Origin of the sequence: Pseudomonas sp. NPDC086278, assembly GCF_050280905.1 — a bacterium.
Taxonomy (GTDB): Bacteria; Pseudomonadota; Gammaproteobacteria; order Pseudomonadales; family Pseudomonadaceae; genus Aquipseudomonas.
On sequence record NZ_JBNNWE010000002.1, the window covers coordinates 1 to 21,608 of the forward strand.

25 protein-coding genes, 4 tRNA genes and 1 pseudogene are annotated in these 21,608 nt (G+C 59.1%); 10 read left to right on the forward strand and 20 right to left on the reverse strand.

Going from position 1 to position 21,608, the window contains the following annotated elements:
• Positions 1-275: 275 nt before the first annotated feature.
• From ACQKP4_RS00810 to ACQKP4_RS00825, 4 genes are all read right to left on the reverse strand, one after another.
• Positions 276-351: transfer RNA gene (locus tag ACQKP4_RS00810), tRNA-His, on the reverse strand.
• A gap of 78 nt (positions 352-429) precedes the next feature.
• Positions 430-514, reverse strand: a tRNA-Leu gene (locus ACQKP4_RS00815).
• Positions 515-571: 57 nt separating this feature from the next.
• Positions 572-647, reverse strand: a tRNA-His gene (locus ACQKP4_RS00820).
• Positions 648-679: 32 nt separating this feature from the next.
• Positions 680-756: transfer RNA gene (locus tag ACQKP4_RS00825), tRNA-Arg, on the reverse strand.
• Between the two features lie 275 nt (positions 757-1,031).
• Here ACQKP4_RS00825 and folD point away from each other — a divergent pair.
• Both folD and pbpG read left to right on the forward strand, forming a co-directional pair.
• Positions 1,032-1,886, forward strand: coding sequence for a bifunctional methylenetetrahydrofolate dehydrogenase/methenyltetrahydrofolate cyclohydrolase FolD (folD, locus tag ACQKP4_RS00830; protein WP_427629499.1), 855 nt, complete (start codon positions 1,032-1,034; stop codon positions 1,884-1,886).
• Positions 1,887-2,124: 238 nt separating this feature from the next.
• Positions 2,125-3,063: a D-alanyl-D-alanine endopeptidase gene (gene pbpG, locus ACQKP4_RS00835; protein ID WP_427629501.1), complete on the forward strand. Its 939-nt coding sequence runs from the start codon at positions 2,125-2,127 to the stop codon at positions 3,061-3,063.
• Between the two features lie 59 nt (positions 3,064-3,122).
• Here pbpG and ACQKP4_RS00840 read toward each other — a convergent pair whose 3' ends face one another.
• The 3 genes from ACQKP4_RS00840 to ACQKP4_RS00850 all read right to left on the reverse strand — a co-directional run bounded on the left by ACQKP4_RS00840 (position 3,123) and on the right by ACQKP4_RS00850 (position 4,389).
• Positions 3,123-3,329, reverse strand: a complete 207-nt coding sequence (locus tag ACQKP4_RS00840; protein WP_427629503.1) for a hypothetical protein — start codon at positions 3,327-3,329, stop codon at positions 3,123-3,125.
• A gap of 17 nt (positions 3,330-3,346) precedes the next feature.
• Entirely contained in the window at positions 3,347-3,565 is a 219-nt protein-coding gene (locus tag ACQKP4_RS00845) for a DUF6021 family protein (RefSeq protein WP_427629505.1), read from the reverse strand.
• A 95-nt stretch (positions 3,566-3,660) separates the two neighbouring features.
• Positions 3,661-4,389 carry a peptidase C39 family protein gene (locus ACQKP4_RS00850; protein WP_427629507.1) on the reverse strand — a complete coding sequence of 243 codons (729 nt, stop codon included), beginning with the start codon at positions 4,387-4,389 and terminating at the stop codon, positions 3,661-3,663.
• A 138-nt stretch (positions 4,390-4,527) separates the two neighbouring features.
• On the opposite strand from ACQKP4_RS00850, the gene ACQKP4_RS00855 reads away from it, so the two are divergent.
• On the forward strand, positions 4,528-4,728 hold the full coding sequence (locus ACQKP4_RS00855; protein ID WP_427629509.1) for a hypothetical protein: 201 nt from the start codon (positions 4,528-4,530) through the stop codon (positions 4,726-4,728).
• Positions 4,729-4,801: 73 nt separating this feature from the next.
• Here the strand turns inward: ACQKP4_RS00855 and ACQKP4_RS00860 are convergent, their stop codons facing one another.
• Entirely contained in the window at positions 4,802-5,551 is a 750-nt protein-coding gene (locus ACQKP4_RS00860; RefSeq protein ID WP_427629511.1) for a TerC family protein, read from the reverse strand.
• 29 nt (positions 5,552-5,580) lie between these two features.
• A complete protein-coding gene (locus tag ACQKP4_RS00865; protein ID WP_427629513.1) occupies positions 5,581-5,823 on the reverse strand; it encodes a hypothetical protein in 243 nt (80 codons plus the stop codon).
• Between the two features lie 134 nt (positions 5,824-5,957).
• Here ACQKP4_RS00865 and nhaR point away from each other — a divergent pair, with 134 nt between their 5' ends.
• The gene (gene nhaR, locus ACQKP4_RS00870; RefSeq protein WP_427629515.1) at positions 5,958-6,857 is read left to right on the forward strand and encodes a transcriptional activator NhaR; all 900 of its coding nucleotides are present in this window, start codon (positions 5,958-5,960) and stop codon (positions 6,855-6,857) included.
• A 4-nt stretch (positions 6,858-6,861) separates the two neighbouring features.
• On the opposite strand, the gene ACQKP4_RS00875 is transcribed toward nhaR, so the two are convergent.
• The gene (locus tag ACQKP4_RS00875; RefSeq protein WP_427629517.1) at positions 6,862-8,016 is read right to left on the reverse strand and encodes an MFS transporter; all 1,155 of its coding nucleotides are present in this window, start codon (positions 8,014-8,016) and stop codon (positions 6,862-6,864) included.
• Positions 8,017-8,263: 247 nt separating this feature from the next.
• Positions 8,264-8,773 carry a DUF1993 domain-containing protein gene (locus ACQKP4_RS00880; RefSeq protein WP_427629519.1) on the reverse strand — a complete coding sequence of 170 codons (510 nt, stop codon included), beginning with the start codon at positions 8,771-8,773 and terminating at the stop codon, positions 8,264-8,266.
• 143 nt (positions 8,774-8,916) lie between these two features.
• On the opposite strand from ACQKP4_RS00880, the gene ACQKP4_RS00885 reads away from it, so the two are divergent.
• On the forward strand, positions 8,917-9,561 hold the full coding sequence (locus tag ACQKP4_RS00885) for a YceH family protein (RefSeq protein WP_427629521.1): 645 nt from the start codon (positions 8,917-8,919) through the stop codon (positions 9,559-9,561).
• Between the two features lie 171 nt (positions 9,562-9,732).
• On the opposite strand, the gene ACQKP4_RS00890 is transcribed toward ACQKP4_RS00885, so the two are convergent.
• Positions 9,733-10,251, reverse strand: coding sequence for a cupin domain-containing protein (locus ACQKP4_RS00890; protein WP_427629523.1), 519 nt, complete (start codon positions 10,249-10,251; stop codon positions 9,733-9,735).
• 12 nt (positions 10,252-10,263) lie between these two features.
• A complete protein-coding gene (locus ACQKP4_RS00895; RefSeq protein ID WP_427629525.1) occupies positions 10,264-11,082 on the reverse strand; it encodes a shikimate 5-dehydrogenase in 819 nt (272 codons plus the stop codon).
• 245 nt (positions 11,083-11,327) lie between these two features.
• Here ACQKP4_RS00895 and ACQKP4_RS00900 point away from each other — a divergent pair, with 245 nt between their 5' ends.
• The 3 genes from ACQKP4_RS00900 (at position 11,328) to ACQKP4_RS00910 (ending at position 12,392) form a co-directional block, all read left to right on the forward strand.
• Positions 11,328-11,666 carry a hypothetical protein gene (locus ACQKP4_RS00900; protein ID WP_427629526.1) on the forward strand — a complete coding sequence of 113 codons (339 nt, stop codon included), beginning with the start codon at positions 11,328-11,330 and terminating at the stop codon, positions 11,664-11,666.
• A gap of 248 nt (positions 11,667-11,914) precedes the next feature.
• Positions 11,915-12,109, forward strand: a complete 195-nt coding sequence (locus ACQKP4_RS00905) for a hypothetical protein (protein ID WP_427629528.1) — start codon at positions 11,915-11,917, stop codon at positions 12,107-12,109.
• A 100-nt stretch (positions 12,110-12,209) separates the two neighbouring features.
• Positions 12,210-12,392 carry a hypothetical protein gene (locus ACQKP4_RS00910; protein ID WP_427629530.1) on the forward strand — a complete coding sequence of 61 codons (183 nt, stop codon included), beginning with the start codon at positions 12,210-12,212 and terminating at the stop codon, positions 12,390-12,392.
• On the opposite strand, the gene ACQKP4_RS00915 is transcribed toward ACQKP4_RS00910, so the two are convergent.
• A complete protein-coding gene (locus tag ACQKP4_RS00915) occupies positions 12,389-13,450 on the reverse strand; it encodes an AI-2E family transporter (RefSeq protein ID WP_427629532.1) in 1,062 nt (353 codons plus the stop codon). The two genes, ACQKP4_RS00910 and ACQKP4_RS00915, sit on opposite strands and share 4 nt — an antisense overlap.
• Positions 13,451-13,672: 222 nt before the next feature.
• Between ACQKP4_RS00915 and ACQKP4_RS00920 the strand changes: the two are divergent.
• Positions 13,673-13,912, forward strand: a pseudogene (locus ACQKP4_RS00920) (U32 family peptidase); the annotation flags it as partial.
• Between the two features lie 59 nt (positions 13,913-13,971).
• Here ACQKP4_RS00920 and ACQKP4_RS00925 read toward each other — a convergent pair.
• Entirely contained in the window at positions 13,972-14,877 is a 906-nt protein-coding gene (locus ACQKP4_RS00925) for a LysR family transcriptional regulator (protein ID WP_427629534.1), read from the reverse strand.
• A 161-nt stretch (positions 14,878-15,038) separates the two neighbouring features.
• On the opposite strand from ACQKP4_RS00925, the gene ampC reads away from it, so the two are divergent.
• A complete protein-coding gene (gene ampC, locus ACQKP4_RS00930) occupies positions 15,039-16,205 on the forward strand; it encodes a class C beta-lactamase (RefSeq protein WP_427629536.1) in 1,167 nt (388 codons plus the stop codon).
• A gap of 108 nt (positions 16,206-16,313) precedes the next feature.
• On the opposite strand, the gene ACQKP4_RS00935 is transcribed toward ampC, so the two are convergent.
• From ACQKP4_RS00935 to ACQKP4_RS00955, 5 genes are all read right to left on the reverse strand, one after another.
• Complete coding sequence (locus tag ACQKP4_RS00935; protein ID WP_427629538.1) at positions 16,314-16,682, reverse strand: DUF6124 family protein; 369 nt, start codon at positions 16,680-16,682, stop codon at positions 16,314-16,316.
• Positions 16,683-17,012: 330 nt separating this feature from the next.
• Positions 17,013-17,573 carry a DUF4174 domain-containing protein gene (locus ACQKP4_RS00940; protein WP_427629540.1) on the reverse strand — a complete coding sequence of 187 codons (561 nt, stop codon included), beginning with the start codon at positions 17,571-17,573 and terminating at the stop codon, positions 17,013-17,015.
• A 183-nt stretch (positions 17,574-17,756) separates the two neighbouring features.
• Entirely contained in the window at positions 17,757-20,006 is a 2,250-nt protein-coding gene (locus tag ACQKP4_RS00945; RefSeq protein WP_427629542.1) for an ATP-binding protein, read from the reverse strand.
• On the reverse strand, positions 20,003-20,602 hold the full coding sequence (locus ACQKP4_RS00950; protein ID WP_427629544.1) for a biliverdin-producing heme oxygenase: 600 nt from the start codon (positions 20,600-20,602) through the stop codon (positions 20,003-20,005). The genes ACQKP4_RS00945 and ACQKP4_RS00950 overlap by 4 nt, the downstream gene beginning before the upstream one ends.
• 119 nt (positions 20,603-20,721) lie before the next feature.
• A complete protein-coding gene (locus ACQKP4_RS00955; RefSeq protein ID WP_427629546.1) occupies positions 20,722-21,507 on the reverse strand; it encodes a sulfite exporter TauE/SafE family protein in 786 nt (261 codons plus the stop codon).
• Between the last annotated feature and the right edge of the window lie 101 nt (positions 21,508-21,608).

The following is a 21,608-nucleotide window of genomic DNA, read 5'->3' on the forward strand; positions in this document are numbered from 1 at the left end:
CGGTGCGCACGAACGACAGCGCCCCCTCATGCTCCAGTGTCCCCTCGATCAGGTTCATCGCCGGTGAGCCGATGAAGGTCGCGACGAAGAGGTTGTCCATCATCTCCCTGACAACCGATCTTGCGAGCAAGGCCGGCGGGCAGCGCAGCAGCATCGAGAAACATAAATACGACGAAGCGCCCTGCCCCTGCGACCCAGAACCTGCAGCCGCCGAACACTCAAACCGCTGAAACAAAAAAGGCGCCAGACTGTTAAATCTGGCGCCTTTCGAAATATGGGGTGGACGATGGGGATCGAACCCACGACAACGGGAGTCACAATCCCGTGCTCTACCAACTGAGCTACGCCCACCATATTGCGTCACAAAGAAGCCAAATAACTTCTCTGTTGAACCCCAGCCAGGCCATTCAGCCTGAATGAAGCTTTATTTGGTGCGGATGAAGAGACTCGAACTCTTACGCCTCGCGGCGCTGGAACCTAAATCCAGTGTGTCTACCAATTCCACCACATCCGCGGATTGAAGCTGTTAAAGCAAAGGCGCCAGACTGTTAATCTGGCGCCTTTTTAAATATGGGGTGGACGAAGGGGATCGAACCCTCGACAACGGGAGTCACAATCCCGTGCTCTACCAACTGAGCTACGCCCACCATATTGCGCTACTTGTGCCAAAGCTGCCTAATGGCGCACCCGGCAGGACTCGAACCTGCGACCATCCGCTTAGAAGGCGGATGCTCTATCCAGCTGAGCTACGGGCGCCTTATTAATCTGTACTCTTGGAGGACTACAAACTAAATGCTTTTCAGTCTTGCAGAACAGTGATTCCGCTTGACCTTCTCAACCAGTGCTAGGCTGTGCCCGACAAGTGCGACGAATAGTATAGAGCCCCCCGAAGGTCGTCAAATCCTTTTTAAAAAAAATTCATTTAATTAAAGGGGTTAGAGGAATTTGCAGACCAAGCGCCTTTGCCCTCACCGCACGACATGCGAGAATGCGTTCTCTTTTTTTCCCCTCTCGATGGTTAATCACGCGCAATGACTGCACAACTAATCGACGGCAAATCGATCGCCGCCAGCCTGCGCCAGCAGATCGCCAAACGAGTTGCCGAGCGTCGCGAGCAAGGCTTGCGCACACCCGGCCTGGCGGTGATCCTGGTCGGCAGCGATCCTGCCTCTCAGGTTTATGTCTCGCACAAGCGTAAAGACTGTGAAGAGGTCGGCTTCATTTCCCAAGCTTATGACCTGCCTTCCGAAACCACTCAAGAAGCGTTGACCGATCTGATTGATCGCCTGAACGAAGACCCGGCAATCGATGGCGTGCTGCTCCAGTTGCCTCTCCCTGAACACCTGGACGCCTCCAAATTGTTGGAACGCATTCGTCCGGACAAGGACGTCGACGGCTTCCACCCTTATAACGTCGGCCGGCTGGCCCAGCGTATCCCGCTGCTGCGCCCGTGCACACCCAAAGGCATCATGACGCTGCTGGAAAGCACCGGCGTTGATCTGTACGGGATGGACGCGGTCGTGGTCGGCGCCTCCAACATTGTTGGCCGTCCGATGGCAATGGAGTTGTTACTGGCCGGTTGCACCGTGACCGTGACCCACCGTTTCACCAAGGATCTGGCCGGCCACGTCGGTCGCGCCGACCTGGTGGTGGTGGCCGCCGGCAAGCCGGGCCTGGTCAAAGGCGAGTGGATCAAGGAAGGCGCGATTGTGATCGACGTCGGCATCAACCGTCAGGAAGACGGCAAGCTGGTGGGCGATGTGATCTATGAAACCGCCCTGCCCCGCGCCAGCTGGATCACGCCGGTTCCAGGCGGCGTGGGTCCGATGACCCGTGCCTGCCTGCTGGAAAACACCCTGTACGCAGCAGAAACGTTGCACAGCTGAGCCCACCCGTTGCCATAAGCAACGAACAAAAGAACCCCGCCAATGGCGGGGTTCTTTTTATCCGGAGAAATAACACGACCATTCGCCGGAAACCTGCTGTTTTGTAGGGGTTTTAAAGGATTTTCACCTGTTGATTGAACAACTATCGACAGTTCTTCAGCCATACTCCTAGAATGCGTCGGTTTTAAGAAACAGTCCGTTACAAAACGGCTAATCCACACCTTAAGAGTCCGCCAGCGTGAAAATTCGTCTTTCTATCCTGAGCCTGGTTTTTGCATTTACAGGGACGTTCATCACGCCATTGGCCATTGCCGCTGAAACCACGGCGGCACCGCGCGACACGAAACAACTGAAAATCGCTTCCGGCAGCGCCCTGTTGATGGATCTGCAGACCAATAAAGTCATCTATGCCAGCAACCCGGACGTGGTGGTGCCGATCGCTTCGGTCAGTAAATTGATGACGGCACTGGTCGTGGTCGAAGCCAAACAGAATATGGAGGAATACATCTCCATCAACATCAGCGACACGCCAGAGATGAAAGGTGTGTTTTCCCGGGTCAAGCTCAACAGCGAAATGCCGCGTAAGGAAATGCTGCTGATTGCCCTGATGTCGTCGGAAAACCGCGCCGCCGCCAGCCTCGCGCATCACTACCCGGGCGGATATGTTGCGTTCATTGCGGCCATGAACGCCAAAGCCAAGGCGCTGGGCATGACCAGTACGCACTACGTTGAACCGACCGGTCTTTCCCCGCGCAACGTATCGACGGCACGCGACCTGAGCAAGTTGCTGATCGCCGCGCACAAGTACCCGATCCTGACCGAACTCAGCACCACCAAGGAAAAGACTGTTTCGTTCCGCAAACCCAACTACAGCCTGGGCTTTCGCAACACCGACCATTTGGTCGGCAAGCCGAACTGGGACATCAGGCTGACGAAAACCGGCTTCACCAATGAGGCGGGGCACTGCCTGGTGCTGGTGACCAGCATGGGCAATCGCCCCGTGGCGCTGGTGATTCTGGATGCGTTTGGCAAATACACGCACTTTGCCGATGCGAGCCGTATTCGTAGCTGGGTCGAAACCGGCAAGGGTGCGGACGTCCCGTCGGTGGCCTTGCAATACAAATCCGAGAAGAACCTCAAGCATCGTCAAAGCGGCGTGGTTGAAGCGTCGAAATAATTCAGCGGCAACAAAACAAAGCCCCGAAGATTCGGGGCTTTTTTTGTCTGCGATAACAGTCAATCGTTGGGCAACGGCATCTGGTCGTCGTCCGAGATGCCATCGCCAGCGCTCGGATCCCGGCGATGCTCCGTCGGCACGACCATGGGACGCGCCAAGGGGTCTCTCAAGGGATCGTTCGGGTCCATTACCGGATCAATGCCCTCCTCCGGCGTGGAAGGGACACTGTCCGGACGTTGGTCGTCAAAACTTGAATCGGTAGACATATGCACCTCGCTAAAGCTTATGGTTTGAGATTGGCTAGCGGGTCGTAAGGCTTGGCCGGCTTGGTGCCGTCCTCATCCGGTTTGATGTCAAGAGGCGCCTTGGCCGGGCCAATGGGGTCCACCTGAGGGTCCGCGAGGTCCGGCGAATCGGGATCGAAACCCAACTCGTCGCCCGATGAATGTTCGGATGAATGCGGACCGTCAGGCGCCGTTGAAGGGGTAGCTGAATGTGCCATGGGGCGCCTCCCTGGAGATGGCCCGGAGAAATCCGGGCCTTGTACGTAAGAGGCTTATCGGGTTCGGCAGTGCCCGGCAGACGACGAACGGAAACTTATTGTGCGTTCAGCGCCTGTTTTGCCCGCGCGGCGGCTTGCTCCTGCCCGGCCTGCCCCAAATCACTCGCCGCTTTCAGCCAGCGCTGCTGATCGACCTTGGCGGGAATCTGATGCGGTTTTTGGATCAATACAGCCCAGCCGCCGGCATCCTTGAACGAAGATTCAAAAGCGCTGAAGCTCATCAACTCACGACGATTCATGCCTGCACGCAGCAATACAGTCTGCTTTTGACGGTTGTATCCGGCGAGAATCGCATACCGTGGCTCAGCCCAGAACGCCGAGCCTTCAGTGAAGCGCACCATCACCGGAAAACCCGCCGCCACCTGTGTCAGCAGGGCTGGCAAATTATCGTCCAGCGGATAGACGACCATTCCGTATTCACGGGCGAGGTTTTGCATGTTTTGCTGCATCTGGGCTTCAGCGCCCGGCAAATTCAGCGGTTTTTCCAGCAGCCCAGGTGTGATGACCACCCCTTGCTGCGCCAGCATGCTGGCCAGCACCTGAGGCCCGCTCTGGAAGTCTTTTCCGCGATAGAACGTGCCGCTGAGTTCGACACGATCCGGCAGGCGTTTGATTTCCGGCGCCACGCTCCCCGCACATCCCGCCAGGCCTGCAACGCAGCCCACGGCCAATACCAACGCTCGAACTCGAGAAATTGCCCGCAACATCATCACTCTCTTGGTCAGACGCCGGGTATAAGCGCTCCCGGCTTGGCCGTCGATCATAGGGCGCCGCGCGACGGCGGTATAGCCTTAAGCCGCAGTTGAGTGCATTCGATAGAGCAAAGTGGTTGAGGACAGACGACCTTTGGTCAATAGCCTGAAACATGGCAGCGACTAGACTGTCGGTAGTAAAGAGAGCGAATGCGCCCGATGCAGGGCAAAGAGGAGGCACTGATGAGCCTGACAATGACAATCGTGATGCTGATTTCCGGCTGGCTGGCCGTGGCCGCCGCCATGTTGTGGGGCGTACTGCGCATTACCCGTCGCCATCACCACCCACTGGAATCGACACCTGAAGCAAACACCGAAAAACCTGCCGGGCGCCACGCCGCCGCGCACTGACTTTACAGATGCACCAACAAAAACGGCCGCCTGGGCTCTTTCGAGCGCAGGCGGCCGTTTGGTTTATCGGCGATTAAGCTTCAGTAGCAACGCGCTTCTGCTTGGCCCGCCGCGACATCATGTTCAAACCCTCGATCGTTGCCGAGAATGCCATGGCCGCATACACATAGCCTTTCGGTACGTGGGCGCCGAAGCCTTCGGCGATCAGCGTCATGCCGATCATGATCAGGAAGCCCAGCGCCAGCATCACCACCGTCGGGTTGTCGTTGATGAACTTGGCCAGAGGATCAGCCGCCAGCAACATCACCAGCACCGACGCCACCACCGCGATGATCATGATCGGCAAATGCTCGGTCATGCCGACAGCGGTAATGATGCTGTCGATCGAAAACACCATGTCCAGCATCAGGATCTGACCAATCGCTGCCGCGAACCCCAGGGTGACGGTCGAGGTCGCCGACTTCGGATCTTCCGGTGCCGGATCCATGCTGTGATGGATCTCGGTCGTCGCCTTCCAGAGCAGGAACAGGCCACCGGCGATCAGGATCATGTCCTTCCAGGAGAACGCGTGGCCGAGAATCTCGATCACTGGCGCCGTCAACTGGACGATGAACGCGATAGTGCTCAACAACGCCAGACGCAGGATCAACGCCATGCCGATACCGATGCGCCGTGCCTTCTGCCGATGCTGCTCTGGCAGTTTGTTGGTGAGGATCGAGATGAAGATCAGGTTATCGATGCCGAGCACGATTTCCATGACCACCAGCGTGGCCAGGGCGACCCAGGCGGTAGGGCTTGCAGCAAGTTCTAAAAGGTATTCCATGGGTCAGTCCTGACTCTTTTTAAGACGGTTTAAATTTCCTGGGAAGAAGACTTGGCTTTCTCTTTATCTTCATCCGATGGTTCTTTCTTGCTGATCAGGCCGCCGGTGGCATCGCTGATCGCTTGCTCGGCGGCTTTGTGCGTATCGTCGATCGCCTGTTTGGCGCTCTCCGCCGCCTTGCCCATCAATTGCTGAGCGCTTTTTTCGGCCTGGTCGCAACCGGCCAATAACAGTAAAGACGCAATCAACACTGCCGTGGTTTTTAGCTTCATGATGCATTCCTCGATAGAACAAACCGGCCGAAACGATGGCCCGTTGATAGCGAGGCATTCTATTGAGGCAAACACTTCAGGAAAATTCGTATTTTTGGCGGTTATACTTCGGTTTTTACGAACTGTAGGTGGTCATGCTCAACTATCGGCAATTGCATTACTTCTGGGTCGTCGCCAAGACCGGCAGCATCGTGCGCGCGTGCGAGCAGTTGAACCTGACACCGCAGACCATCAGCGGGCAGATCTCGCTGCTCGAACAGACCTATGGTATTGAGTTGTTTCGGCGTGTCGGTCGACAACTTGAGCTCACCGAGGCCGGGCGCCAGACGTTGCCCTACGCCGAGCAGATGTTTCAGTTGGGCGGCGAACTGGAACTGATGCTGCGCGCGCAACCCAACGAACAGCAGATTCTGTTCCGCGTCGGTGTCGCGGACGTGGTGCCCAAATCCATCGTTTATCGCCTGATCGCACCGACCATGGAATTGAGCGAGCCGCTGCGCATCACCTGCCGCGAGGACAAACTCGAACGGCTGCTCGCCGATCTGGCGATACAGCGTCTGGACCTGGTGATCTCCGACAGCCCAATGCCATCGCACCTCGACATCAAGGGCTACAGCCAGAAGCTCGGGGAATGCGGGATCAGTTTTTTTGCCACCGCCGAGCTGGCGGCGCAGTACGGTCAGGACTTCCCGCGCTGTCTGCACGGCGCCCCGCTGCTGATTCCCGGGCCGGAAACCGTGGTGCGCAGTCGCTTGCAGCGCTGGTTTGCCGAACAGCAAATCCAGCCGCGCATCGTCGGCGAGTTCGACGACAGCGCGTTGATGCAGGCTTTCGGCCAATCCGGCAGCGGTATTTTCATCGGCCCGAGCGTGATTGCCGATGAGGTGAAACGCCAATACGGCGTGCAGTTGATTGGCCAGACCGATGCGGTGACCGAGTCGTTCTACGCCATCTCGGTGGAACGCAAGGTCAAGCACCCCGGCATTGTCGCCATTACCGAAGGTGCCCGACGCGAGTTGTTCACCGAGTTGTGATGCCTCAGGCGCAGAGTTCGCGAGGCTTGAACGTCATCAGCGCAATCGCCAACAGGATCGAGGCGAGGATAAACGCAGCCGCCGCGAAGCCCAGACCTCCGAGGCCGACGCTGTCGATCACCCGCCCGCCGACCATCGCGCCCAGGCCAATCCCGAGGTTGGCCCCGGCGATGTTCAGCGACGCGGCAAAGGCCGGCGCCTCGGGCGCGGCTTTCATCAAGCGCACATGGCTGACCAGGAACAATGCCGCTTGCGTCACGCCCCAGATCCCCAGCGCTGCCGCCAGACCGAGGGGCGAATGAATGTTCGGCACCAGCGCCACCAGCCCGGCAATCATGAACGCGCAAAACATCACCGAGGCGATCAACGGATGACGGTCTACCGCGCGGCCGCCCAGCGAATTGCCGATCAAGCCCACGGCGCCGAAGCCCATCAGGCACCAGCCGACCACGGTGCCGTTGAAGCCGGCGAGGCGCTCCAGAATATCTGCCAGGTAGGTATAAGCGGTGAACATGCCGCTGAACACCACCACTGACAGCACCACATGCCCCACCATCAGCGGGCTGCGCAGAATCTTGAACTGCGAACGGAAACTCACCTGATGCTGGTGCAGGCTGGTTTTCGGCAAGTAGATAAACAGCAACAACGCCTTGGCAAACGCGATCACCGCCAGAATGCCGAACGCACTGCGCCAGCCGAACGCATCGGAAATCAGCGTGCCCACCGGAATGCCGAACACCGTGGCGCAGACAATGCCGAAGCCGATCTTGGCGATGGCGCGCCCGGCATAGTCCGGCCCGACGATGTCCACGGCGGTTTCACTGGCCAGCGCCCAGAACACCGGCAAGCCCAATGCCGGAATCAACCGCGCGAAGGCCATCACCCAGATGTTTGGCGCCAACGCCGCCAGGGTGTTGGCCACGCCAAACATGATCAGCACCGAAATGAACAGCTTGCGGCGTTCGAACCGCGCGAAATACGCGGTCAGGAACGGGCCGAAAGCCGCGACGGTAAAGGCGAACAAGGTCACCAGCAAACCCGCTTGGGGAATGGTGACTTCCAGGTCTCGGGCGATGGCCGGCAACAGGCCGACGATGACGAACTCTGTGGTTAGCACGGTGAAACCGGCAGCCGACAACAGAAGAATGGGCAACAGCATGCAGAACTCCAGAAAACGACGACACCAGTGCTAGCCCGAAGGCCCACTGGCAAAACTTGAAAAAAGGATGGCGAATCTTAACAGAGTGTTTCCAGACCGGGTTGCACGAACCTGCTTATCTCGTTGATTGGGCGTATGGCGTAACACCGATCGAGCACGACTTGCCGGCGAGCCGTGCGCCGACAAAGATAAAAACCAAAAAGCCCCCGCAACCCAAGGTTGCGGGGGCTTTTTGTGCGTGGGCGGTTTAGAACGCGCCCATGAAATCGCGCTTGCCCACTTCCACGCCGTTGTGACGCAACAGTGCGTAGGCGGTGGTGACGTGGAAGAAGAACTGCGGCAGGCCGTAGGTCAGCAGGTAAGCCTGGCCAGTAAAGCGTTTCTCTTTCGGCGTGCCCTGGCGGGTGATGATTTCGATGCCTTCCTTGCCATTGATTTGCTCTGGCTTGATCTCGCCGATGAAGGCCAGAACCTTGGCGATCAGCGCTTGCAGTTCAGCGAAGGTGGTTTCGGTGTCGTCGTATTTCGGTATTTCGATCTCGGCCAGGCGGGCGGATACACCTTTGCTGAAATCAACAGCGATCTGCACCTGACGCACCAGCGGGAACATGTCCGGGTACAGACGGGCTTGCAGGAGCGCGTTCGGGTCGATGTTCTTGGCGGTGGCGTGAGCTTCGGCTTTGTTCAGAACGTCGCTCAGAGCGTTGAGCATTTGTTTGAAAACAGGAACCGAAGCGTCGTACAGGGAAATGGTCATGGCAGTCTCGTGTGGTAACAGGAGGGAAAAACGTCGGGGCAGATTATAGCCATGCCCGCTGCTCCTGCGGCTTGTCTTTTATCCAGCAAGGATTAGGCTAGGCGGCTTCGACTGCATGCTTCGACAGCAAAGGGAAAAGCGCGATGAGCACTGAGCAAGAAACGACCTTTGGCGAGCCTCGGCTCAACAGCACGGAAATACGCATTCTGGGCTCGCTGATCGAGAAACAGGCCACCAGCCCGGAAACCTACCCGCTGACTCTTAATGCGCTGGTGATTGCCTGCAACCAGAAAACCAGCCGCGAGCCGGTGATGAACCTGACGCAGGGCCAGGTCGGCCAAAGCCTGCGGGCGCTGGAAGGTCGCGGCTTTACCAAATTAGTGATGGGCAGCCGCGCGGATCGCTGGGAACACAAAGTCGACAAAGCCCTGGAACTGGTGCCCGCGCAGGTGATTCTGACGGGGCTGTTGTTTTTGCGCGGCCCACAGACGGTCAATGAACTGCTGACCCGTAGCGGGCGCATGCATGAGTTTGAAGACGCGGAACAGGTGGTCCATCAACTGGAGCGCTTGATTGCGCGGGGATTGGCGTTGTTGATTCCACGTCAGGCCGGGCAGCGGGAAGACCGCTACATGCACGCGCTGGGTGACCCGGCGGATATCGAGGTGATTCTGGCGGCGCGGCAGAATCCGGTGGAGCGTGGCGGCGGCGGTGTGTCTGTTGAACGCATCGAAGAGCTGGAAGCGCGGATCGCCGCACTCGAAGAGCGACTGGCCCACCTCGAGTAATCCGGACCATCCACACTCCAGATTGGCCGCTGGATGGCTCGCTTCCGGCCATATCGTGCAGATGTGGGAGCGGGCTTGCTCGCGAATGCGGTGTGTCTGGCACATTTATGTTGGATGTGATGCCGCTTTCGCGAGCAAGCTCGCTCCCACAGGGGTTCAGCGGGGTCTTGCCTACTCGCCATCCCAGTAATCGACGCCGTCGCCCGGCCGGGCAATGGCGACAAACCCCGAAGCATTGCCCTCGGCATCCACCTTGAAATCATCCATCACCGCGTATTTTCCGGAATCCGGGTACTCGCAGATCTCCGGCGATTGCTGGGTGCTCACCGCCAGGTAACGCAGTTCAGCGGCGCTGGTATTGATGATTTGATGCGCCGCCTCCGGCCCGCCCGGCGGACAGGCAATCACGTCGCCCGCCCGAATGGGATGACGCTCGGCCCCTAGACGGACCTCGCCTTCACCGGCCACGACGTAAAACATCTCCTCGTTGACCCGGTGACTGTGAAACGGACTGCCGCGCATGCCCGGCTCCAGCACGTACAACCGATACCCGAGCTTTTGCGCCCCCAGTTGCTGACCGACACGAGCCATGCGCTGCTGATAACGGCCAGCCGTGTCGCCAGTAGGTGCCAGCGCTTCGGGCAGCGGCTCAAGGTCGACTTGATTCAGGTTGAGAATGCGCGGATGCATGAACACCACCTCCTAGCTTCGGGCAAATTCCACAGCGTTGCGAAACTGCTCGTCGGTCGGCCGCACGCCGGTGTACAGCACAAACTGCTCCAGCGCCTGGATCGCGATCACTTCCAGACCGGTGATCACCCGTTTGCCTTCGGCACGACCGCGCACGATCAGCGGTGTTTCCGAGGGGATAGCCACCACATCGAACACAGTCTCGGCAGCCTTGATGGTTTCGAGGTCGAACGCCAGTTGGTCCGCCTCAGCTCCGCCGCTCATGCCGATCGGCGTCACGTTGATCAGCATCTGCGGGCGCTCGGTGCCCAGTTCCGCTTGCCAGCGATAGCCCAGCGATTCGGCAAGCGCCCGCCCGGCGCGTTCATTGCGGGCGATGATCAGGCCATTCTTGTAGCCGCCATCGCGCAACGCGCTGGCCACCGCTTTGGCCATGCCACCGCTGCCGCGCAGGGCAAAGGTCGATGCCGTTGGCACCTGATGCGTTTCCAGCAACTGGGCGATGGCGATGTAATCGGTGTTGTAGGCCTTGAGATGGCCATTGCTGTTGACGATGGTGTTGATCGATTGAATCGCCGCGGCAGATGCATCTAGCTCGTCAACCAGAGCGATGCAGGCTTCCTTGAATGGCATCGACACGCCACACCCGCGAATGCCCAGCGCGCGAATCCCGCCGACGGCACCCGGCAAATCCTGGCTGCTGAACGCCTTATAGTAGAAATTCAGGCCCAGTTGTTCATACAGATGATTATGAAACCGCAAGCCAAAATTGCCGGGGCGTCCGGACAGCGACATGCACAGTTGGGTGTCTCGGTTGGGGTTCATCTGCATGAAACTTTCTCCTTCAATAGCACTTTCGGATGGACGGGATTAGCCATTCCATCTGCTCTGTTCGATCATTACGGCTTGTGTACGCGAGGTATCGCGGGTCCGTCAGGAAACCGATACAGACCTTACACAAAATTTACCTATCGGCTGTGCTGATTTTCAAAAATGCGCTGTCTTAGATGTATCCCCGCGACAATCCTTGGGTCTATCGCAGACTCAAGCGCCGGGCCGAACAACGAGGAATTATCATGATCCGTAAACTTCCTGTCTTAGCTTTGCTGATCGGCGCGTTAGCCGTCGCCGGACAGGCTCAAGCCGGTGGTTACTATTATCACGGTGGTGGTCACGGTGGCTGCTGCTGGGGCGGTGGTCACGGGAGCAGTTGGGTAGGACCAGCCGCTGTAGGTGCTGTGTTAGGTGCCGTGGTGGCGGGTTCTGTGTACAACTCGGGCCCGCGCACGGTTTACGTCCAGCAACCGGTGTATGTCCAGCCGCCGGTCTACGCACCACCGCCGGTTTATTACCAACCGCCACCGCCACCGGTTTACTACCAGCCACCGGGCTACTACATTCAGCCTCGTTACTGAGGCTCGCCACAGTAGCGCCCAGCTGTAAACAAGACAGGCTCCGTCGCAAGACGGGGCCTTTTTTGCTTTCGCGAGTCTGAATAAATGTCGTCAAGGTCGCTGTCGGGACAGTGCTTGCGACTGAACACGGCATGATTGATGAATGGCCGTTCCACATATTGAAGAAAACGGTCACATCTTTGCCATATCAGGTCCGCAAGCTTGGACCGGTCCGTAAACAACAGGTTGATAAAAACAAGGACGGCCTCATGCCCACGCAGAACCCGCATCGCAATCTCGGCTTGTGCACCTCCAGCAAGGTGTACAACACATTGACCGAGCTCAAGCATCTGGAAGGTCATCGCAGCGCCAAGTTTCTCTCGCTGCTGGCGGAAAACCTGGTGCGCAAAGGCCTGCTCAACGAGCAGGAAGTGGTCCACATGCTGGATCTGGTGGTGGATTGAACCCAACACTCGTCGGCGTCAATGACGACTATCGAAAGCGTTGATTGTTCGATCCAGCGCCGGGTCCGTAAGGTAGCTCCACAGATTGATGGAGGTACTTATGTCCCAGGTTCAAATCATGTCCGTTATCGGCAGCGCCGTTCCCGCCCCCCTTAGAGAGCTGGGATTGCTCGCCTGTTGGTATCTGGTGCGGGACGGCGAGGCGATCAGCGGCCCATTGACGTCACTGCCCGCCGCCCAGGCGCTGTCGCAACGTCTCGGCGCCGGCCGACTCAGTGCTTAAGGCAGCTGCACTCGCGGTTTGGTTTCGCTGAAGATCGCCCAGCTCGACATGAACAGCGCGGCGATCAGCGGGCCGATGACAAACCCGTTGAGGCCGAACACTGCCATGCCGCCCAGCGTGGAAATGAGGATCAGGTAGTCAGGCATCTTGGTGTCTTTGCCCACCAGGATCGGGCGCAAGACGTTATCCACCAGGCCGATGACAAACACCCCGAACAGCCCCAGCACCACGCCTTGCCAGATCGCCCCGGTCAGCAGGAAATACACCGCCACCGGGGCCCAGACGATCCCGGCGCCCACCGCAGGCAACAGCGACAAAAACGCCATCAATACCGCCCAGAGCAACGCGCTCGGAATATCCAGGAACCAGAAAATCCCGCCGCCCAGTGCACCCTGGGTCACAGCCACCAGCAGGTTGCCCTTCACGGTCGCCCTGACCACACGATTGAATTTGAGCTGCAACCGGCGCTTCTGGTGTTCCTGCAATGGCACCGCCGCGCGAACCTTGCGCGCCAGTTCGGCACCGTCGCGCAGAAAGAAAAACAGCAAATACAACATGATGAAAAAACTGACGATGAAATCAAACGTGCCCTGGCCAACACTGACGGCCTGGGTCGCCAGCGCCTGACTGCCTGTCATCGCACTCTTGACCAGTTTCTCGCGCAGGCCGTTCAGTTCGCCCATGCCGAAACGATCGAGCAAGTGCTGGAAATACGGCGGCAGGCTGTGTTTGAACTGCGCAACGTAGGCCGCAACGTCCAACTCGCCACTGTCCATACTTTTGTAAAGCGTGGCCCCTTCCTGAACCAGCAAGATACTGATGATGATCACGGGCAAAATCGCGATCACCAGGCAAATGCTCAAGGTGCATAGCGAAGTCACGTTGCGCTGCCAGCCGAACTTCAGCTGAATCCGTCGTTGCATGGGCGCGAACACGATCCCCAGGATCACCGCCCAGAACACCGCACCGTAAAACGGCAGCAAAATCCAGATGAAGGCCAGGGTCACCAAAAACAGCAAAACCACCAGCGATTTGTTCTGTAGCGTCTTTTCGTTCATGTCCGATCCATGTCAGTACGCAGAGGCGCGCGCTCTCGAATTAAGCAGCCGCCGTGATGCTTAGTCCGCCACGGTTCGCCCGAGTGCCATCCGTTTGTTCATCAAGCATAGATCCAGATCAATGAAGCCCGCGCACCGCGCGATTACCCTCGCCGCTTTTGCGAGCGACGCCGCCATGACTCTGCGCCCACCCGAACTGCTCGCCCCCGCCGGTACCCTGAAAAATCTCTGGCCCAGCGCGGGTACACCGAAGGTTTCCTGCGCCGGCATGTGCATGACGAGTACCAGAACTACCTTCACGGCAGTTCGGTGTCGGAACGCCAGCAGTTTGTCGGCGAATTGACCGGCGAACGGCGCCGGGGGACGGGGGACGGGCACAGCGTCTATATGCCGATTCCGGAGGCGGTGGATTTACAATTTGGTTTGCTGATGCGTGATGTCGGTGCGCTTGCGCTTAATTGAAAACCCCGGCGCAACGGCTGGGTTCTGTTGCGCGCCTGTCGTCGAAAAGCGCGGTTTGCTCATGTATTCGCGAGCAGGCTCGCTGTCACAGGTGCTTGTGCCGCCTGCAATAGCCATTGCTTGAACGCCGTCATCGGGGACGTTTCCGGGCGAGACTGCAAGCGGGTCAGCCAGTAGCTGCCGGTGGTGATGCCAATGGCGAACGGTTGCTCGATGGCGCCCGCCGCCAGTTGCCGGCCAAACATCAGCGGCGGCGCCAGGGCAACGCCCGCCCCTTGCAGCGCGGCTTCCATCATCGCCAGCGACGAGTCGAAGACGATGCTTTTAGGTGGCGGTGTATTGGCCGGCAACCCGGCGGCCAAAAACCAGTCGGGCCACTCATCGCTGCGATAGGAACGCAGCAGCGTCTGCTGCAACAGATCGGCCGGGGTTCGCAGCTGTTGCGCAATGTCTGGAACGCACAACACCGACAGCGGCGCCTCGATCAGCTGCAATGCCTCAATCCCGTGCCAGGCGCCGGCGCCAAAACGGATCGCGTAATCCAGTCCTTCAGCGGCTACGTCCACTCGGTTGTTGTTGGTCGACAGCCGTAAATCTATGAACGGATGTTTCGACGAAAAGTCCGCCAGCCGCGGCAACAGCCAGCCCACCGCAAACGTTCCCACGGCCCCCACCGTCAGCACTTCGCGAAAATGGCCGCCCTCGAAGCGTTCGAGCGTCTCGGCAATGCGGTCAAACGATTCGCGTAAAACCGGCAGCAGGGTTTCCCCTTCACTGGTCAGCATCAGCCCGCGGGGCAAGCGTTTGAACAGGGTCACGCTTAGCTGGGCCTCAAGGCTTTTGACTTGATGGCTGACCGCCGCCGGCGTAACAAACAACTCCACCGCCGCCCGAGTGAAACTCAAATGGCGGGCGGAAGCCTCGAAGGCACGTAATGCATTCAGCGGCAGGTGAGGTCGAATCATGGCCACTCCCAAATTTTTCTAATGGCTAACCTGAAATTTCATCGATTGCCGGCGGTCGACCGTTTGCCTAGATTTGGCCCGCCCTATTGCCGACCGCGCCTTTAAGCCGTTCGAAGTGTAGCGGTTTATGTAATGACAACTCATGGAAAGTGGTTCACATCATGTTCAACCATCCTTTAGCACGGCTTGCGTCCTACAGCGCTTTCGCAGTTTTTTTCGGTGCCAGTCACTGTGTTGCCGCAACGGAATCCGACGATCGACTCAATGCCGTGGTTAACGCCGCCATCGAACCGGTCATGCAGAAGCAGAATATCCCGGGGATGGCGGTCGCCATCACCCTGAACGGACAGCGGCACTATTTTAACTACGGCCTAGCGTCGAAAGCGGACCAAAAACCGGTCAGCAAAGACACCCTGTTTGAAATCGGTTCGGTGAGTAAAACCTTCGCCACCACCCTGGCCGCTTACGCTGTGGCCAGTGGCAAATTGTCCTTGTCCGACAACGCCAGCCAGGTTTGGCCTGAGCTACGCGGCAGTGCGTTCGACACCATCAGCGTGTTGCAACTCGGCACCTACACGGCGGGCGGTCTGCCGCTGCAATTCCCGCCAGAGGCCGATCATCAGGACAAAATGCTCGGTTACTTCAAGCACTGGACGCCGGTGTATGCCGCCGGGACCCATCGTCAATATTCGAACCCCAGCCTTGGCTTGTTCGGTTACCTGGCGGCAACAAGCATGGGCCAGCCGTTCGATGAAGCGATGGAAAAAACCCTGTTGCCAAAACTGGGGCTGCAGCACACGTTCCTCCACGTGCCATCCGATCAGATGGGGCTTTATGCCCAGGGCTACAGCAAGGATGACAAACCGGTGAGGGTCACCCCGGGTGCGCTGGATTCCGAAGCGTACGGCGTGAAGACCAGCGCCGCGGACTTGCTGCGTTACGTTGAAGCGAACCTGAAACCGATGGCGCTGGAAAAACCGTTGCAGCAGGCGATTGCCCTCACTCACGCCGGTTACTACACCGTGGGTGGCATGACGCAAGGTTTGGGATGGGAGCGCTATAACTACCCGGTCAGCCTCGACACCTTACTGACCGGCAACTCGACGGAAATGACCATGCAGGCGCAAAAGGTCCAGTGGCTGAACCCGCAGCAGCCTGCCCCGGACGCGGCATGGATCAACAAAACCGGATCGACCGGAGGTTTCGGTGCCTACGTGGCCTTCGTGCCCGCCAAGGACATCGGCATTGTGATCCTGGCAAACAAAAACTACCCGAACCCGGAGCGCATCAAGATCGCGCATCAGATCTTGAGCGCGCTGGCTGAGTAATCGAAGACGACGCCAATCGCCGGCGCAGGCTCGACAGCGGCCAGCTATCCGGCGGCAATAAAAAATGGGCGACCTTTGAAGGTCGCCCATTGTCGTTACGGCGTCGGCTCAATGGCGAGTCGGCCCCGGATCGGCAGGCGCAGCGTCTTGCGGATAAAGATTGTCCCGAACCTGATTCACCAGCATTTCGGCGACGGCGGCCAACTGTTGCAGCGCCAGCGCTTCGTTGCGGCTCGGGCCCTCCAGCTTGCTGGCGAAATTGGCAATCAGGGCGTTCAGGGCGGCAAGGGTTTCGCAAGCTTCCTTGAGCAACGTCAACGTGTCGACGCCGGGAGCAACCCTGAAGATCTGCTGGGTCGAGGCCGGACGCCTGGGCATTGGAATGACCACGCCTGTTGCGGTTTTACACGGCTTTTGAGCCTCGGATTCATCGACATCGGTCGATTTCTGCGGTCGGTCAGTGCTTGGCTTTTTCATGTTCGAGGCTCCTTTGTGCCTTTGGTGGTGTTCATCCCTGGCTTGCTCACAATCGCGACATCTCGCGTCGCGGGCGGAGGTTATCGGCGTGGCAAGCGCAGCACCAGTTCACCAAGTTCGACACGGCTCGCAGGAAATTTCCGAGACAGTACTGGCCATTTAAACCCGGCCAGTTTTTTGGCGATGCCGCCGCGCAAAAAAAGGGGCGATCGGTTGAGATCGCCCCTTGGTGTTATTGCGCCTGCAATCGCTGTCCGATTAGCCCCTTCTAATCACTACCGTTGGCATCCGGCATCCCCTGAGCAGCCCGCTCCCATCAGCAGCGACGTTTCAGTCATCCGGCATTTCAGGTGGCTTGGTCGGTTTCGCCGGTTTGCCGGGTTTTGTTGCTTTGGCGCCTTTCACCGGCTCAGCGACTGGCGGCGTCGCGACCGTCGGTGCCGCAGCCTCTTTTTCGGCCATCGGCATGGCGTCGATGGTCTCGAAAATCTTTTTCAAATCGACCGTTTTTGCTTCATCCCCGGACTTCTCAAGCTTCTGCTCGCCGTCCTTGCCGACCAGGATGACCTTGGGCAAGGCCCCCGCGCCGAGTTTCAACGAGCGGATCAGCGCCATGGTGTCCTGCTGACCGAGGTCCTTGCCGTCGAGTTGGCCGAACATGTTCAACACGCTGTACACCCGGATATTGCGCTGGGCGATACCCTCCTTGTTCGCCGGGTCCTCCAGTGACTTTTTCAGGTTTACCCAGACCGGATCAACCGTGCTGGGAGCAATAACGATCAGTGGCCGGGACCTGCCCTTGTCGATGTCCAGCGGTGAGTCGCCATCGGCGGCGAGCAAGGGGCCGGCAAGCGCCAGCAGAGTTGTCAGGGTCAAAGACCTGATGAGCATGCGCATCTCCTTTTGGTATCCACGCTCTAATGATTGCGCATCGCGGCTATTGTTCCTCGGGAGGCAGCGCAATTGTGTTTCGCCTTGACCCAAGCTTAGGTCAGGGCAGTCATTGCGCAACAGGCCGCGCGCATCCGCGGCTGCCGATACCGCATGCCCCGGACGGGCATTCGCCGGGAACACTCATGCGCGCTGGGACACCGGCTCCGCCGAGGGGATTCGCGCCGGGATGAAAAAGGTAAAGACGCTACCCTTACCCACTTCACTTTCCGCCCAGAGTTCACCGCCATGGGCCTGGACGATACTGCGGCAGATGTACAAGCCGAGGCCGCTGCCGTTGGGGTTGTTTTCGCGCACGGTCCAGTAACGCTCGAAAATATGCGGCAGGTGCACCGCGTGTATGCCACCGCCGTTGTCGCGCACCGAGATCATCACCTTGTCGTCGACCTGCCAGGCGTTGAGGTCGATTCGCCCGCCCGTCGGGGTGAATTTAATGGCGTTGCCCAGCAAATTCGACAGCACCTGAAACAGCCGCTGAGGGTCGGCGTAGGTGATCAAGCCTTCAGAGCAGCTGCAATTGAGCTCGATTTTTTTGTGCGAAGTCAGCGTCACCATCAACGCGCAGGTTTGTTGAAGCAGTTCGATCACGTCCAGCGGCTTGCACTCGAGCGGATATTGCCCGGCGTCCAGCTTCGATTTATCCAGCAGATCGGCGATCAATACGTTCATCCGCCCGGTGGCTTGTTCCACGGTGCCGAGGGCTTCGCTCAGGCGCACCGTGTGTTTGCCGTTTTCGCGCGCCACCAGGCGTTGCATCATGCCGCACTGCATGATGATGATCGTCATCGGGTTACGCAGGTCATGGGACACCACCGCCACCAGTTCATCACGCACCCGCACGGCTTCATGCTCGCGGCGCACCTGACGCGCCAGGTCGTTTTCAATGGCACGGCGGCGTAACTCGCCGACGGCATAGGTATCTGCGGCGCTCCAGGCTTGCGACTGGCCCTCGACCAGTTGCTCCCACGCCGCAAAGGAGGTGCGCGGCTGCAAACGGTTGTCGCTGCCGGTGCTGAAATGTTCGTCGGGGTTGCCGCTCCATTTCATGCTGGAGCCCAGTTGCCGGCGAAACCACATCACGCCGTTATCCACCGGTTTGGGCAGCACGAAGGCCAGCAAACCACTGGCCACGTCACTGTAGAGCGCACTGGCGCCGTGAATCGCTTGCAGGTGATCGGTCGACAGCGGCTCGCCACTCGCCAGGCACTCCTCGCGCACCCACAAATACAGCGCTCGCACCTGCTCGACCGTCGGGCAGTCGCCGAACAGCTCAAGACGATCCTCGATCAGCACCGCAACGCCACTGGCAGCGGTCAGGGTTTGCAGGTGTTCGGGGTGATCGAGCAAGCCTTCCAGCACGTCATGTTCAGCCAGGTGCATGGCCGACGACAGTTCATCGATCAACCGGGATTTCTGTTCCCGCTGAAACTGTTCGTCGCGGATTCTGAGGGCCGATATCTGCACACTGAGCAACTGGGCGATGGCGGCACACATCGCGCGCACCGAGTGGCTGACCAGCAGCGGCTGCGGATGCGCACAGGTAATCAAGCCCCAAAGCTGAGCGCTTTCCAGCAGCGACAAACTCATGGAGGCGCGCACCCCCATGTTTTCCAGGTACTGGCAATGCACCGGCGAGACGCTGCGCAAGATCGAAAAGCCGAGGTCCAGCGGCTGTCCGGTATCGGGGCGCAACACCGGCAGGATCGGTACAGGCACATAACGCGCATCCGGGATCACCCGGATCCAGTTCAGGCGGTACAGCTCGCGGGCTTGTGGCGGGATGTCCGACGCCGGAAAACACTGGCCGAGATAGCCGGGCAGCATGCCGCCCAGCGCTTCGCTGATGACCTGGCCATGCCCTTGCGGTTCGAAGCGATAAATCATCACCCGGTCAAATCCGCTCAGGCGACGGATTTCATCGACACTCACGGTGTACAAGTCCGCCAACGTGGCGGCGGCCTGCATCTTGCGCATCGCCCGAAGAAAAATCGCAGTGTGGTCCTGGGCCGCATCGAGCAGCGGCTCGAGTTCGAGAATGACCACGCCGTCGTGACGGCTGAGGGTGGCGTTGAAACGCCGGGAACCCATCGCCAGCAACACCGGGTTGGCATCCTCCAGCTCCGGCGACGCCAGCGCCTGGCGCACCTGCCCGGCAGCCACGGCACCCAGCACGCCCAAGGGTTGCTGCAACAACGCTGCGGCCGTCTGACCGAGCATCGCCGCGCAGTTGCGGCTGACCTGCTGGATGATCAAGTCAGGCTCGGTCAAGGTCAGCAAGACTCCGTGGGGCTGAATGGCCCCCGGAATCCGGATCGCTTCACTGGCGCATTGCGCGAGCGCGGCTTCGAGCTGTTCATCGGTGAGGCGATTCATTGCAAGACCTCGCGCTGTTCCAGCCAGCGCTCGAACGTCTCGAACGTGCCTTGCGCCGCGACCACTGACTGCGCCCGCTCGAGGGGATCGCAGACTTCATACAGACACGCCAGAAAACCGCGCCACATCAGCAGTGTTGCCGTGCCATACACCGCAAAAAACCGGCCGCCCGTGTGCTCATCGATCCCCAGGCGCGCGTACAGCCCGTTGCGCAAGGATTGCCCGCCCAGCGTCGCACCTTCAAGGACATACAACACGCCCAGCACATCGGCGACGGAGCGCGTCTGCACCGAAAACCGGCACAGCGGAATCGCATCGATGGCAGCGGCGTCCAGGCCCAGCGCGTACAAGTCGGCTTCGAGCGATGGGGTTTTGCTGCGAATCAGCCAGTCAAGGTCGGGAATGGACATGGCCACCGGGAACAGCAGGCTTTCCAGCGGTCGATAAAATCCGTAGTAGGCCTCGATCAGGCGGGTATAGAGCGCCCGATCGGCGGTGTAGAAAGGGATACGTTTTTCCAGCACCTGGTGTTGTCGGGTGGTGGCAATGCGCAACTCGCTGAGAATCAGCGGCAGGCTTTTGGGTGGGGCGTTCACGTGCCACCTTCCTTGTCGATCGGGGGGAAATGCCGACAAGTCATTCATGAACGAATGAAGGCTGGCTTTCCACCGTAGCACCAATAGGACGGCGGAGTTGATTTGTTTCCGGGGGCTGCCTAGAAGGCGAGTTTGTAGCCGATCAGTACCAGCATCGTCGCCAGGCACGGGCGCAGCAATTCATCGGAAATTCGCCCGGTCAGATGGCTGCCCAGCCAGATGCCCGGCAACGAACCGATCAGCAAATAACCCAGCACCTGCCAGTCCATGTTGCCCATGCTCGCGTGGCCGAGGCCGGCGACCAGGGTCAGCGGCACCGCGTGGGCGATTTCGGTGCCGACCAGGCGGCGCGTCGGTAACAGCGGATAGAGGATGAACAACGCCACGGTGCCCAGCGCGCCGGCACCGATGGACGTCAGCGCGACCATCGTGCCGAGCACCAGACCGGTGATCACGGTCATCACGTTAAGGCGCGTACCGCTCGGGTTGTAGTTGCCACCCGCGCGTTTATGGGCGAAGTCGAGCAGGCGCTTCTTGAAGAAAATCGCCAGCGCCGTGGCGAACAACACAAACCCCAGGGCTTGCTTGATAACCGCGTTCATCGCATCGGGTGAGGTGTGCAGCGTGCTCAGGAACCACAAGGTCATCGCCACTGCCGGCACGCTGCCGAGGGTCAGCCAACCGGTGATGGCCCAGTCGATATTGTTGTTTTTACGGTGAACCAGCACGCCGCTGGATTTGGTAATGGCCGCGTACAGCAAGTCCGTGCCCACCGCCGTGGCCGGATTGATGCCGAACCACAACAGAATCGGCGTCATCAAGGAGCCACCACCGACGCCGGTCATACCGACAATAAAACCCACGACCAGCCCTGCAACCACCAAACCGAAGTTAACGAAATCCATTAACACGCCCGCAAAAACACATGAAAAAACTGGCCCGCAGGATAGCGATTTTTCTTATAACCACTTATATCGATGCGAACTATCGTTATATCGAAAGTCAT

Coding starts and splice junctions, on each gene's coding strand:
- folD (WP_427629499.1), top strand. CDS start 1,032: ATGACTGCACAACTAATCGACGGCAAATCGATCGCCGCCAGCCTGCGC.
- ACQKP4_RS00840 (WP_427629503.1), bottom strand. CDS start 3,329: ATGTCTACCGATTCAAGTTTTGACGACCAACGTCCGGACAGTGTCCCT.
- ACQKP4_RS00845 (WP_427629505.1), bottom strand. CDS start 3,565: ATGGCACATTCAGCTACCCCTTCAACGGCGCCTGACGGTCCGCATTCA.
- ACQKP4_RS00850 (WP_427629507.1), bottom strand. CDS start 4,389: ATGATCGACGGCCAAGCCGGGAGCGCTTATACCCGGCGTCTGACCAAG.
- ACQKP4_RS00855 (WP_427629509.1), top strand. CDS start 4,528: ATGCGCCCGATGCAGGGCAAAGAGGAGGCACTGATGAGCCTGACAATG.
- ACQKP4_RS00860 (WP_427629511.1), bottom strand. CDS start 5,551: ATGGAATACCTTTTAGAACTTGCTGCAAGCCCTACCGCCTGGGTCGCC.
- ACQKP4_RS00865 (WP_427629513.1), bottom strand. CDS start 5,823: ATGAAGCTAAAAACCACGGCAGTGTTGATTGCGTCTTTACTGTTATTG.
- nhaR (WP_427629515.1), top strand. CDS start 5,958: ATGCTCAACTATCGGCAATTGCATTACTTCTGGGTCGTCGCCAAGACC.
- ACQKP4_RS00875 (WP_427629517.1), bottom strand. CDS start 8,016: ATGCTGTTGCCCATTCTTCTGTTGTCGGCTGCCGGTTTCACCGTGCTA.
- ACQKP4_RS00880 (WP_427629519.1), bottom strand. CDS start 8,773: ATGACCATTTCCCTGTACGACGCTTCGGTTCCTGTTTTCAAACAAATG.
- ACQKP4_RS00885 (WP_427629521.1), top strand. CDS start 8,917: ATGAGCACTGAGCAAGAAACGACCTTTGGCGAGCCTCGGCTCAACAGC.
- ACQKP4_RS00890 (WP_427629523.1), bottom strand. CDS start 10,251: ATGCATCCGCGCATTCTCAACCTGAATCAAGTCGACCTTGAGCCGCTG.
- ACQKP4_RS00895 (WP_427629525.1), bottom strand. CDS start 11,082: ATGCAGATGAACCCCAACCGAGACACCCAACTGTGCATGTCGCTGTCC.
- ACQKP4_RS00900 (WP_427629526.1), top strand. CDS start 11,328: ATGATCCGTAAACTTCCTGTCTTAGCTTTGCTGATCGGCGCGTTAGCC.
- ACQKP4_RS00905 (WP_427629528.1), top strand. CDS start 11,915: ATGCCCACGCAGAACCCGCATCGCAATCTCGGCTTGTGCACCTCCAGC.
- ACQKP4_RS00910 (WP_427629530.1), top strand. CDS start 12,210: ATGTCCCAGGTTCAAATCATGTCCGTTATCGGCAGCGCCGTTCCCGCC.
- ACQKP4_RS00915 (WP_427629532.1), bottom strand. CDS start 13,450: ATGAACGAAAAGACGCTACAGAACAAATCGCTGGTGGTTTTGCTGTTT.
- ACQKP4_RS00925 (WP_427629534.1), bottom strand. CDS start 14,877: ATGATTCGACCTCACCTGCCGCTGAATGCATTACGTGCCTTCGAGGCT.
- ampC (WP_427629536.1), top strand. CDS start 15,039: ATGTTCAACCATCCTTTAGCACGGCTTGCGTCCTACAGCGCTTTCGCA.
- ACQKP4_RS00935 (WP_427629538.1), bottom strand. CDS start 16,682: ATGAAAAAGCCAAGCACTGACCGACCGCAGAAATCGACCGATGTCGAT.
- ACQKP4_RS00940 (WP_427629540.1), bottom strand. CDS start 17,573: ATGCTCATCAGGTCTTTGACCCTGACAACTCTGCTGGCGCTTGCCGGC.
- ACQKP4_RS00945 (WP_427629542.1), bottom strand. CDS start 20,006: ATGAATCGCCTCACCGATGAACAGCTCGAAGCCGCGCTCGCGCAATGC.
- ACQKP4_RS00955 (WP_427629546.1), bottom strand. CDS start 21,507: ATGGATTTCGTTAACTTCGGTTTGGTGGTTGCAGGGCTGGTCGTGGGT.